This window comes from Segatella hominis (genome assembly GCF_019249725.2).
In the GTDB taxonomy this organism is placed as follows: domain Bacteria; phylum Bacteroidota; class Bacteroidia; order Bacteroidales; family Bacteroidaceae; genus Prevotella.
Genome location: NZ_CP137559.1, coordinates 1,083,091 through 1,095,329, shown reverse-complemented (window position 1 = coordinate 1,095,329; position 12,239 = coordinate 1,083,091). Strand labels below are relative to the sequence as shown.

The 12,239-nt window shown below is 42.2% G+C and carries 11 protein-coding genes; all 11 read right to left on the bottom strand.

Annotated elements, in window-relative coordinates; genetic code table 11:
• Positions 1-373 precede the first annotated feature (373 nt).
• Positions 374-2,926, bottom strand: coding sequence for an outer membrane beta-barrel protein (locus tag KUA50_RS04395; protein WP_218456900.1), 2,553 nt, complete (start codon positions 2,924-2,926; stop codon positions 374-376).
• 102 nt (positions 2,927-3,028) lie between these two features.
• Complete coding sequence (locus KUA50_RS04390; RefSeq protein ID WP_217326989.1) at positions 3,029-3,991, bottom strand: nucleotidyl transferase AbiEii/AbiGii toxin family protein; 963 nt, start codon at positions 3,989-3,991, stop codon at positions 3,029-3,031.
• Positions 3,978-4,742, bottom strand: a complete 765-nt coding sequence (locus tag KUA50_RS04385) for a type IV toxin-antitoxin system AbiEi family antitoxin domain-containing protein (RefSeq protein WP_217326988.1) — start codon at positions 4,740-4,742, stop codon at positions 3,978-3,980. Before KUA50_RS04385 ends, KUA50_RS04390 begins: the two co-directional genes overlap by 14 nt.
• A gap of 219 nt (positions 4,743-4,961) precedes the next feature.
• A complete protein-coding gene (locus KUA50_RS04380; RefSeq protein WP_296978864.1) occupies positions 4,962-5,879 on the bottom strand; it encodes a hypothetical protein in 918 nt (305 codons plus the stop codon).
• 30 nt (positions 5,880-5,909) lie between these two features.
• Positions 5,910-6,227, bottom strand: a complete 318-nt coding sequence (locus tag KUA50_RS04375) for a DUF4377 domain-containing protein (RefSeq protein WP_218456898.1) — start codon at positions 6,225-6,227, stop codon at positions 5,910-5,912.
• Positions 6,228-6,440: 213 nt separating this feature from the next.
• Complete coding sequence (locus KUA50_RS04370; protein WP_151202118.1) at positions 6,441-7,193, bottom strand: hypothetical protein; 753 nt, start codon at positions 7,191-7,193, stop codon at positions 6,441-6,443.
• Between the two features lie 115 nt (positions 7,194-7,308).
• A complete protein-coding gene (locus KUA50_RS04365; RefSeq protein ID WP_218456897.1) occupies positions 7,309-7,554 on the bottom strand; it encodes a hypothetical protein in 246 nt (81 codons plus the stop codon).
• Between the two features lie 365 nt (positions 7,555-7,919).
• A complete protein-coding gene (locus KUA50_RS04360) occupies positions 7,920-8,321 on the bottom strand; it encodes an N-acetylmuramoyl-L-alanine amidase (protein WP_218456896.1) in 402 nt (133 codons plus the stop codon).
• A gap of 37 nt (positions 8,322-8,358) precedes the next feature.
• On the bottom strand, positions 8,359-8,904 hold the full coding sequence (locus KUA50_RS04355) for a hypothetical protein (protein ID WP_218456895.1): 546 nt from the start codon (positions 8,902-8,904) through the stop codon (positions 8,359-8,361).
• 234 nt (positions 8,905-9,138) lie between these two features.
• Positions 9,139-11,679, bottom strand: coding sequence for a DUF3987 domain-containing protein (locus KUA50_RS04350; RefSeq protein WP_218456894.1), 2,541 nt, complete (start codon positions 11,677-11,679; stop codon positions 9,139-9,141).
• 32 nt (positions 11,680-11,711) lie between these two features.
• Complete coding sequence (locus KUA50_RS04345; protein ID WP_218456893.1) at positions 11,712-12,131, bottom strand: hypothetical protein; 420 nt, start codon at positions 12,129-12,131, stop codon at positions 11,712-11,714.
• Positions 12,132-12,239: the final 108 nt, after the last annotated feature.

Sequence of the window (12,239 nt, the reverse complement as noted above, 5' to 3'; positions counted from 1 at the left end):
CTGAATTAAACTTATAAACAGCAAAATTATACTCACTCAAACAAAACTGTATCTTTTATAGAAAAATTCTGCCCAAATATTCAGAATAGCTTAAAATGAGTGATTTATGAGTGTTTCACCTCAATTGAGGTAATAATTTAGCAACGGTTCTAATATTTCTGCAATGTGCATATGTTTGCTTGTCAAACAACTCTTTTCGTTTGCAAAAATATAACAATTTATTGGATACACAATAAAATGTATGTTTTTTAACGATTGATATTGATAAGTGAGAATTCTGTGGATGAACTTCTCGGTTAATAAATCCTGAGATATTCATCACACAGAATTTGGGTATTGCATTTTAGAGGTTAATTTGAAAACCAATGCTTTTCTAAAAACGATTAATCTCATCCTCAGCAGAACCGCTTCCGTTGTATTTATCTTTGAAACTATTGAAGTTGTAACTAATGGAAGCTATGATGCAGCGATTGAAGTTGTTCACCTTTCTGTTCTGCACCACAAAATTAACCCTCTTTACATCGTTCAACTTCGAGCTATCAAACAAGTCCTCTGCTTTCAATGTTATCGTCAATTTCTTTTTAAGTAACTGTTTCTGTACCATCATATTGAATGACGAATAACCGTTTTGCTCGTAGATGCCATGATGTCCCTTAATGTTCCAAAAGAAATCACATCGAAAAAGCCAATCGTTCCTTAGTGCCACTACATTTTGGAAAGCGAAGAGACCGTATGGATGATTGTAGTCTAATTGCTCTCCATTATATGATAGCGTGAAATAAGGTTTATAGACACCCATCGTCAAAGTAGGTCGCCAACAACCAAAAACAGGTGAAACAACACATTGCGCTCCTAGTTGCTGGAAATCCTTGGCGTTGGTTGACATCCAAGTTACCGTTCCAGGTTTGCCGGATACAGCAACGACAGTCGGATGGATGTAATCCTTGATATACTGATAATCCAACTTGAAGTCGAATATGCTATAATTCACACTAAGTTCTGTATCATAAACGTATTGCGGTTTCAGATAAATGTTGCCTTGCTCATAATGGTATTGATTGTTGTAGCTCACACTGTTGTTCAACTGACGAAACGAAGGACGGTTGACCCTGCTACTGAAATCAAGATTCATCCCCACTCTCCCAAACATAGTGGAAAGAGAAAGGGATGGAAGTAAGTCCGAATAATTGGTCTTGTTCTTTACTTCTCCTTGGTCTGTGTTGATGGCATGAATGTACTCATAGCGAAGCCCGATGCTTCCTTTCCATTTGGAGGCAGACAAACTAAAGGTGGCAAATCCTGCATACTTGGTTTCCTTATTCTTGAATTGGTCATCGGCTATCTTCCCTTCTTCGTTTACAGACATACCCCATGAACTGATTTTACTGAAATCCGTTCCGAAATCAAGCCTATTATTCTTATTCATGTTCCAGGCAAACACCCCTTTGAGTGCAGTCGCACGATTTCGCTGGTCGTTTTGCATATGCGTGATTTCTGAGACAGCATCTATTCTACTTGTCTCGCTCACTTGTTGCTTATGTTTCAGTTGAGCATAAACATAGTCGGCATCCAAGTTGAGTTGTAGGTTATCTGTTAGTTTGCCGATATAATACAGATTGACATTGTGAAACCTTTCCTTTTCAGATTCATCAGTCTTGTTGTCTGTAGATGTCAGCAGTTCATCATTCTTGTACGTCTGCATATAGTCAAAAGGAGAGTCGAGCATCTTGTAGTTGGAGATGCTTCCCAAATATCTTCCGCCGATAGTGTGATTCTTGTTTATGGCATAATTCATACCAACATTATAGTCATGAGAGCGAGAGCGGTCGGAATATTCAGAAGCAGAAATCTCATGAAATGTATCTTGCTCGTAATTGAACTGGTTAACATCATATCTGATGTCACTTCTCGTATTGTCATATTGATATGCGAGGAATACATCCAAAGCTCCTTTGTGGATGTTGAAGTTGACCTCCTCGTTGTTAGACAAACTCTTATGTTTGGAGATTTCCGCACCCACAATACCAGAAAGTCCATCCAAGGAATGGTGTACGGTAGTGATGTTTATGACACTCCTTGTTTCTGCATCGTATTCTGCCCCAGGGTTTGTTATGAGCTGTACAGACTTCACGTTGGTAGAAGAAAGGAGTGACAACCCTGAAGTATTAGTCTGCTTTCTTCCATCTATATAGATGACAGGCTCACCCTTACCAAACACCTCATACTTTCCATTTGTATAGAGCATCCCAGGAATATATTTGATAACATCTGTTGCCTTGCCAATATTTTTCAAATTGGAATTTTGAACGTCAAGCGTAAGTTTACCGTTTTCTCTTGATATGTATTTACGATGCCCTTTAATCACAATTTTTTGCAGATTAATTGTAGCATCCTCCAAGGTTATGGCACCAACTTCACCGGTACGATATGCATTACAATAAGTTTTGTAGCCCACGCAACTCACCTTCACGATAGCCTTTCTCGCCTCGCAAGGAATTACGAACTGACCATTCTCATTTGTTACACCACCCGTGATTAAACAGGAATCACTAACATTGAGCAAAGCGACATTGGCGAAATCGACTGGGCGAGAATGCTTATCCACGATACGACCAATCATCTTGGCGGAAGCCTTCTGAGTGCATTCCACTACAATGATGTTATCCATCTGCGTCATCTTGATGGGGTAAAAGCCTATCAGCTGCATGATGGCATCGGGAACACTCTGGTTTCTGATGCTCTTGGTTACTCTGAAATCCTCCAACTCGTCATACACAAAGTTGATGACATACTTATCCTGTCGAGCATTCAAATCCTTCAATGCCGCAGAGAATGACACATTATTATATTGTCGGGTAATGCGTTGGGCAGAAACGCCCATACTTATCACCGAAAGCAAAATCAAACTTATCAGATATTTACTCATAGCCTATTCTCTGTTTTATAGTCCATATACTGTATATACAGTTGAGGGAATCAAAAAACTAAGCAAAACAACAACTTTTTTCAAAATTTACAGAAAAAACATTCAACGACTCCTTGTCTTCCACAAAGCCATAGGATGAAATTTGATTCTATTGACCATCTCTTTATCCTCGAACAGCAATTCTGGAATATACTTCTTGTCATTGAATTCCCGCACGTATTCTTTCTCTGATTCTGTCAGAACCAATAGCTTTGAGAGAAAGTCTTTCACTTCTGTCTTGGCTTTTTCAAAGTCAAAATGCTCACTGCGCCTAAGCACAGGCAAGAGTTGCGAACGAATCTGCGGAAAACGGATCTTGTCTATCTGCGGAAAGTCAGTATATTCCGTAGGCGTAGCGTTGTCTTTTCTGCTTGAGCCAACAGTCAGATAAAAGACGGTCGCTTTTCTCAGCAACGTTTTCTCTTCATCGCTCACGAATAGTTGATGCTTCACCATGTTATAGACATCATAAATGTCACGTGCAGCACTTCTACCTATCAAGGCGTTTATCTTGGTGGCAAACAATTCGACAGGTGAAAGAGAACGTACCTTCACATCGCTCAGAAACGGAATGGACACATGAGTCTCTATGGCAGGCTGGATATGGCAACGGTCGGAATAGTTGATTTCTATCTTGATGCCATCGTTGTTGCCTGCGGCATTGGTATAATGAAACACCCATGAGTCAAGCGTATGCGGTGTCTTGGAGCCAGGTGCAAGATGATAACCCTCCGACTCCATATAGCGTAGAATCTCGTTATTCACTTCTTGGCGAATGGAGAGCATGGATTCTCGGTCGCAATCCACCGTAAAGTCAAGGTCTATATCTACCGAGAGTCTTGGCAGTTGGAAAACGGTGAGATTGATGGCTGTGCCACCTTTCAGCACAAGAGATTTAGACAGCAAAGGACTGTCATGGAAATAGTTGAGTATCTCCACCAGTCGCATCACCTTTTCGAGGTTGTCGCGAATAAAGCCTTGCTCCTTGGCGATGATGTCAAGAGCTTGTTTGTTATATGAGTTCATATTCTTCCTTTGATGTTAGTTCTTGCGGCACATACATGCGCCATTTATTTACAAATGTATCCGACTCTTCGTTGTTAGTCAACCACTTGACGCTTTTGGTTCCCTTGGCTCGGCACAGCTCCAAGAGGGATTCTGAGATGTTGGCTTGTTCCTTGATTCGCTCCAACAGATAGCCTGTCTTCTGGTACAGGAATGCCTTGTCGTACCTTGCGAGATAATCGATGAGCCTTTCCTCATTGAGCAAGACGATACCCTCCATGCAATGCAGCAATTCCTCAATACCCCCAGCTCGGTCGATGCGGTCAAAGCAATCCAACAACGTACTCTCCACATCCGTTACTCGCACATAAGGGTTTCCCTTGGGTGTCATCATACCAACGATTTCCTTTGTTTGTCGGCAATAGGTATAATCCACATCGTCGAAAGAAAAGGGATTGAAGCGAGTCATGCTTTTCACAAAAACCTCATTGAAGGGTTGATGAGCCAATCCATGAAACTCCAATGCTGTATGATAACTGATGCAAGCTGTAGGTGACAAGTGGCTTCCTATCTCATACTTGTCGCAAACAGGTAAACCCGACGCAATATCCTTCATGCAATAGGTATTGCGCCGTATAGCTACAATCCACCCTTGTTGCTTGTACCGAGCAAGCAACGCCTCCACCGCCTTCACCTTGTCTTTCAGAGCCTCAGAAAGTTCATCCGAAGTGAATATCCGCAGCTTATATAATATACTCAATAGTTCTGTCATTGTTTCTAATTTTGCGCAAAGATATAAAATCTAATTTGCTTACGGGAAAAATCAGAAACTTTTTTATGCTTTTTTATATGTTCTTTCCATCTTAATTGTCCGACTACGGAGGAACAAATCACCGATAGGCAAGTTTGGTTATTGCATTTGCTACATCTTATATATTCTGCGGCACAGGAGAAATGATGTAGATTCAATTATAATAGAAGAACCTGCCTATTATTGTTTTTCCAGCCATTTTTTTACACACCTTATAGCTCTGATTTGTTCGCTTTTGCTAAACTTAGAATCGTCATTCGTTTCATTTCCTTCCAGAACAGCTTCATAAAGAACAAGAAAATAAAAATCGGAAGGGTTTATCATTCGTTCCATAATTAATGGAAGTATTTGTTTTCCCATTGATTTGAGAGGAATGAACTCAGGCAATTTTGCATATGAATATGTGCTTGCACTATATCGCGTCTTAGGATTATGGTCTATTGCAAAATTCCATTTATCCACTAAACTTGCAAAACGATTTCTTATGCTGTCTGGAACTTGTGAAGCCAATTCTTTTATTTTCTCTTTCTCTGTATTTGTTAGAAAGTCTCTCGTTGATAGGCTGTCTTGTTTGTTGTCAGCATTGGAATTCCAAATACTCTCTGGTTCATGTACAGTTTGCAATGGTACTTTAACAATAGAGTCAGAAGCCACTTTCTCATAGTCATTTGGTGAGTGATTGGTTTGCTCTACAAAGGTTTTAAATAGAAAATTTCTTCCCCAACCATTACCAAATATAACATCTAATGGTTCCCCTGTATCTTTCCATATTCTGACTCTTGCTGCAAATCCAAAATCAAATTTAACGGCAGTACTATCATATGTAAAAGTTACAGTATAGTACTTTCTTCCTATCTGTTTTTTAATTTCAGGAAAGCTGTCCCCATAATCCTCCTTTTGGAAAACTTGAACATCCGATACGTTAGCCTCTTTAAAAAATGGAACATACGCAGGACCAAAGGTCAAAGCCACGTTTCTTGCGCTATTTACAAGAGTACTATTGTCTAAGACCTCTGGTCGCTTGCATGAACTCAAGAATAGTGTACATAATACCGCTATTCCCCAAACTACAATCATTATAGATGTTTTATTTTTCATTGTTTGATTTGATACAATTAAAACTCTCTACTACTCATTTCCCTTTGCCATTTTTGACACCACTTTTATAAGAGTATAGTCATAGCTTGATCCATCTGCTGGTGGATTGGCATATATGGTCTTCGTAGCCAAAAGTTCGTACTCGTATCCTTTCTCGTATGTAAAGCCTTTAATTCCGTTGAACTCGCATGGCTCCAAAGTCTTTTCTCCCTTTTCTTTTATCAACATACATTCGTGTGGTGTACCCGTCATACCGGTACGTTCTCCTGTTGTGGCAGAAACATATAGAGTTACAGTCTTCTGCTTGTCTTTGGGTTCATCGTCATCATTTAAACAGCTTGCAAACATTGTAAATACTGTTAACAAAATGACGAGAATCCCGATTCTTGTTTTGATTTTTTTCATAATTCGTAATTTTTAATGTTTATATATGTGTGAAAATATAATTATAATTGACTGTTTGAATGCAATTTTTAATTTGCATTTCTCAGCTCCTCAATTACACTTTGACGCTGGAAGTAAGAATCCACATAAGTAGGATCCTCATAGCATCCGCTTAAACTAATCATGGCTGAAATAGCCACAATGACCATTGATATCTTTTTCATTACTATTGTTTTTATTATATAACGGCGAGACTATATTATTATTGTTATGTTCAGAGTCTATCGTATAGTTTACGTTTGCATCGTAACCATAAGCTTTCTTGGTTGCCTCAAGTTCGTTGTCCGTCATGCGCTGATAAATCACCATGCCGTAGAATGGTTTCAGATTTCCATTCTCATCGGTTGCATCGCCCAGTTTCTGCATGGTGTGCATTTGCAAATAATTTGACTCTGTTTTTGTGAGGAGTAAAACTTGCATATAGCGGCTTTGCATACTTTGACTTGCCGAACCGCGCATGATGAATCCTGCCACAGCATCATAAAACCATTCTGTTTTGTTATAGAACTTACCATCGGTATCGCCATGGTGGAAACCTATCAGATGACCGTCTGACTCAAACCAATAATCCATATATCCACCGCCATAAACTGTCTTGCGGTAGTCTGTTTGTGAAAGTCTGCCGTTATCCTGCACTTTATACATGCCTATGACTTTCCATCCATAGCCCTTTACCTTATTTTCAATGTCAGCAGCACTTACGGGCTTTAATCCTTTAAGCACACAGCATCCATCGTTGTTAATAATATAAGTCCTATCGAACTCATAGTCTATAACTGTAACTGGTCCGCTAGGTTCCTCAGTCATATCACAACCTGTAAAAGAAACGATGCTGAGCATTGTCATCAAAAAAATCATTCTAATTTTCATACGCTTCTTGATATTAAAGGGTTATATCTATTCAATAAACGCAAAAGGAATCAAAAACTTGCATGAGATTTCAAGATTATTTTATTCCTTGTGTTATTTCATCAATACAGGCTTATTATCGAAGCCGTTCATCTTGTTTGTCACTATTGTCGTTCCAAATAACCTCTGGTTCATGTATAGTTTGCAATGGTACTTTAACAATAGAGTCAGAAGCCACTTTCTCATAGTCATTTGGTGAGTGATTGGTTTGCTCTACAAAGGTTTTCTTCTTGGAGAGACAGGCATGACGGAGCTTACTTTGTTCTACACTCTTGAATGGTGGCAGTAGGCATTTCGTAACAGTGTCAAAGACGTTATCCAAAAAGCAACTGTGAAATAATATTTTTTAAGATAATAGTTTGCTCTAATCCAATATAAATCTGTATCTTTGCAACCAGATAAGCGTTCTGTAACACAAGAAACGGAAGAGGCTGAGAAACAATGCATTGCATTTCTTTCCAGAATCTTACAAAAAAGGCTAAAAGGAACGGTACAACTTCATCGCTAACAGGTTGAGAATAAGCAGATTACATTTGTTGTTCATTTTCTCTGCACTTGTAAAAAGGGTAGTTGTACCGTTTAAAAGATAAAAGCTTAACTATCAGCAACATCCACATGTTGCATCGGAAAGTAATAGATAATTATAATAGGGAACGCAGTGCGTTCCCTATTATAATACCCATCAGTTTAGCCAAATTCTTCCTTCACGTCGAAACAAGGACAAGCCTTGCTGGCGAACTCGTTGTGCCCGTGGATAGTAGCCCCGGGATATTCCTCCTTCAACTGTTCGATGAGGGATTTCATGGCAGCCTTCTGCTGGGGCGTACGGGTGTCTTTAGGCTTGCCGTTCTTCGACAAACCGCCGATGTAGCAGATACCGATGCTCACAAGATTGTGACCTCTGCAGTGGGCGCCTACTTCTTCTACAGAACGGCCCACGTGGATGCTTCCGTCACGATAAATTACAAAATGATAGCCGATGCAGAAAAAGCCACGATCTCGATGCCAGCGGTCGATGTCGGCTACGGTGTAATCACGACCTTCCTTGGTCGCGCTACAATGAATGATGATTTCCTTGATTTTACGCATGATGAAAATAAATTTAAATATTGATCTACTAATTGATTTACTGAACAGACTCCGGATTTACAGACGCTTCTGATAGAGATTGAGACGCTTCTGAAAAAGGCAGAGATGCTTCAGAGAATGTCTGAGATTCTTCTGATGACGATGGATCCTCTTGGGGAATATCTTCGCTGCCCCAGTCTCGTATTAGCAGAGAGACTTTCTCCTTGTTCTTCAAAGCCACGTTCACTCTTTCTAAAAACTCCTGAAAGTATTCCTCCGAATAAGCCATTAAACCTGTAATCAGAGGCTTGCCTATGATGATGCTTCCATATTTCAGTCTGAACGGACCTAAGCCAGGCGTAATGAAAGGCTTTTGTACTACTTTTGGGGGAACTCGGTCGTCTGCGCCAAAGATGACTGGCAGGGTTTTGAATTCCTCTGTCCCGTTTTCTATCTTGACAGGTACAAGTACGATTTTGTAACTGTTAGCAAGCAGATAATTCTTGGGATGCTCAATGGTTCGACAGAAAGTCCCACCATTGATGATCATGGTTCCGTCCACACTCCAGGGAGTGAAGCGACGGCGATATATAATGATGTTCATAATGATGATATTTTATTAAATTAGAAATGAGAAATGGAGGATAAAACCTTAATGACACTTAATGACACCCGTCCTTAATGACACCTTATAGCTTCATTCCCCTTCCCCTTTCCCTTACTCATTCTTCTCTCTTTCTCCTCCTTTCTCTTTCTTCCCCTCTTCTCATTCCTCCTCATTTCTAATTTCTCATTTCTAATTTCTCATTAAAAAACCTTTCTCATTTTATCATCTTTCTCATACTGTTGGCGATGTTTTCTGATAACGTTTATCGGGCAACAGACAGATCAGACCCTGCCGTTTCCAGTTTTTCAGCATTTGCTTTACTGACTGATAGGTAGCGTTCGCCCCCTTCACGGCAATGCTCTGCTGCTGCGCCTGTTCGAAGGAGAAGGTAACGTCCAGACGCTCGAAGATAGAGTCGTTTTTTCCTCTGCGACTGCGGTCGTAAGGCGACTGCCCGCAATAATCCTTGGATGAGAAAGCATTCTCGATGCGAGAGCGGAAGAAGTAGAGCGCATTGTCCAACTGATAATCTGCCAGCACATTGAAAACTCCTAACATGGTAGGTGTCTGCATCTTTACAATCGATTCCTTCCACTGCTGAGGATTCTGCTTCAGCAACTTCTCTGCACCCGCAAATCCGTGCTTCTGAATCAGAGATTCTGCTACCTTGCAGAGCATGATGCAGGTCATCATTCTCATCGTTGTAGGACAGATGCGGAAGCCCTGACGAGCCTTTACTTTGTCATCATTCTTTATGGTCTCCAGTCGTATTTCTTCCAGCCATTCCCTACCTTTAGTCTCCAACTTGGGTAGCACAATTTCGCCCTCCATCAGGGGTAGCAGATGAGCTATCTGTACTATGCGCTCTCGCTGACGCTCATTGAGCACATACAGATTTTCTGTGAGCGGAGTAAACGTATTGTCAGGCGTTCTCGCCACGGTGATACGGCTCTGAAAACCATCCGTATAATTGTTGACCACTCGATAAAGCGCATCAGGTGTTCCACACATCACTACGTTCCATAACAGTCTGTCTATGTGGACATTCACCGCATCTGCGCTCCTTGCCTCACGCTCATAGCACGTTCCGTCGTAAGCCTGTCGGAGCATCACGGAGAAGTCGCTCATAGCCGATTTCCACTTCTGCGCCACGGTGTCAGCTTCCGGAGTAAATGAGAAAGCGTGCTTGCCGTCGGTGTTGGCCAGTCGTTCAGCCAGATTGGCCACGGTATTGTTCAGCGTGAGACATCTTACGGGCAGTTTAGGCTCTTCGGGCTGATCCTTCTTGTTCTTTGCTGCTCGCTTCTTGGCTCTCCATTCGTCCTCTTTCTGCTGATACATTTTGTCCATATCTTTCACTTCTTTTGTCCAGGCATTGATTACGGGGTCGATGCTGCCTTTGCCCGAAGCGAAATCACCAGCGATGTAGGAGATGAGGTTCAGCGTGTTCATCTTGCCGTGCACGCTCACCTTCACGCCTGTGGCGAGCATTCCGATGACGGGGCAGATGGCGGTAATGACGGGCATTGCTAAGGCTGGTCCTACGGCATTGATGGAGTCGCGCACACCTTGTGGCATTTTGGGCAGGGCATTGTAATAGAACAGTTCGTCCTGCGCATTAGCCTCGTCAAGTGCATTGATCAGCACCTCGTCCTCATGGGCAGAAGTGCCATTCTGCGCCATCTGTTTCAACTTTTCCTGTCGCAGCGCAGCAAGCACATCCTTCAGTCGCTTAGGCATTTGGGTAATTTTCTCGTTGAGCGCTGAGTTGATGCAAGCCATCTTCTCCTGCTCAGGGAAGCCATCGTAGCAGGGGATGATCTGAGCCATCATATTGCGGTCGAAACCACAGATGTGGCGCAGGTTTACGGCGAGCTCGAAAGTCAGTGTGTTGCGGTTGGAACGAACCGGTTCCTGACCGTCATTATACATCTGCCACCATTTCGAGATGATTTCAGAATATGGGATTCCGAGATACTGGAGATTCGAAGGGACTGGAATTGGAGATTGATTCTTTCCAGCCGAGGTCTGTGATGTTCCTGCCGCTTCAGCTACTTCTGATTTCTCGCCATTATTTTCCCCGTCATTCGCCTCAACCCCCGTCTTGAGCATTCCGTTAATATCTGCATTCTTTGTCGTATTTTCCCAAGGTTTGTAATGCTTATTCGCCTTGTGAGCCCCCTCAGGAAGTTCTTCCTGTCCATACTTCTCTCGCTCCTCCAACACCTTGCTTTCAGCCGCCACGGCAGCTTCATCGTAAGCATCCTGAAAGAGTTCGGGAGAGAGGAAAAGCAAGTCGTCCGGTTCGGCGGATGAGGTGAAATAAACCCGGTTGATGTCGTGTGCCGACGTGTCCATTTCGCATTTCAGCATCGTGGCGATGCGTACTTGGTTTTCCAGTATAGTCTTACCCATTTCTCGCTTGCAGACGGCGTGACCACCTTGTCTTGCACTACGTTCCAGCATCAGCAGTCCATATTTCTCAGGCTCCTTGAGCAGCAGTTCAGCAGCCTTCTCGAAAGCCTCTTTGTCGTCGAGATCAAATCCGAAAGCCTGGCCTGGCAGTTTCATGCCTTTCACCACGCCCTGTGGATAATGTCCGGAATAATTAAATTGTATCAGACGGCGTTTCGCCGCATCGTTTCCAGCGCGAGCCAGTCGCAGATTAGCCTTCTGCTCATTGCTTCCACGCAGCATTTTATACTCCTCTTCCGAAGTGATGGAGCGGGCCACCTTGTGCCCGTTCTCCACCCTGATCAAATAACAGCTCATTGATATGTTTTTTTACATTATTAAAAGATTTTCTATCGCTTCAACTGATAATCTACCAAAGCATCCGCAGCCTCTTCAGACTCTTTAACGAGTGTGCTGCCGATATTGATACCCTCGTCGCAGAACACCTTCAGCGTGAGCTGGATAGCCCCATCTTTGGTTTTGCTCAGACGTCCGTGAGCCAACTTTCTGATGAGTTGAGCCTGCGAACGGATTCTTGGTTTCATTATGAAGTCGAAAGTGCCATCCGTCAACTGCTGGGCAATGCCCTGCGTACGGAATGCCGGTACTTGATTTCTCACTCCCTGTTGGTTGGGCGCAAAGAGAAAACACTTGCTCTCATCATAGAAAGCCACACCACCCAACTGCACGTGCTGGCAGCCATTATTCTGTTGGAACTGATTGTAACCATTGTTTTTCTGGTTGCCCTTTTTAGCATTATTTTTCTTCATGTCTGAATTGAAATTTTCGAGGAGAAACATCTGGAATGTTGCGCGCTTTACTTAAGAAAATCCTCCGTCCGTCCCAACTCAGATTAATAATTTTGTTACAGAACCAGC

Excerpts from the sequence above, each read along its gene's own strand:
- KUA50_RS04395 (WP_218456900.1), bottom strand. The coding sequence starts at position 2,926 with ATGAGTAAATATCTGATAAGTTTGATTTTGCTTTCGGTGATAAGTATG.
- KUA50_RS04390 (WP_217326989.1), bottom strand. The coding sequence starts at position 3,991 with ATGAACTCATATAACAAACAAGCTCTTGACATCATCGCCAAGGAGCAA.
- KUA50_RS04345 (WP_218456893.1), bottom strand. The coding sequence starts at position 12,131 with ATGAAGAAAAATAATGCTAAAAAGGGCAACCAGAAAAACAATGGTTAC.
- KUA50_RS04380 (WP_296978864.1), bottom strand. The coding sequence starts at position 5,879 with ATGAAAAATAAAACATCTATAATGATTGTAGTTTGGGGAATAGCGGTA.
- KUA50_RS04385 (WP_217326988.1), bottom strand. The coding sequence starts at position 4,742 with ATGACAGAACTATTGAGTATATTATATAAGCTGCGGATATTCACTTCG.
- KUA50_RS04370 (WP_151202118.1), bottom strand. The coding sequence starts at position 7,193 with ATGAAAATTAGAATGATTTTTTTGATGACAATGCTCAGCATCGTTTCT.
- KUA50_RS04375 (WP_218456898.1), bottom strand. The coding sequence starts at position 6,227 with ATGTTTGCAAGCTGTTTAAATGATGACGATGAACCCAAAGACAAGCAG.
- KUA50_RS04360 (WP_218456896.1), bottom strand. The coding sequence starts at position 8,321 with ATGCGTAAAATCAAGGAAATCATCATTCATTGTAGCGCGACCAAGGAA.
- KUA50_RS04355 (WP_218456895.1), bottom strand. The coding sequence starts at position 8,904 with ATGAACATCATTATATATCGCCGTCGCTTCACTCCCTGGAGTGTGGAC.
- KUA50_RS04350 (WP_218456894.1), bottom strand. The coding sequence starts at position 11,679 with ATGAGCTGTTATTTGATCAGGGTGGAGAACGGGCACAAGGTGGCCCGC.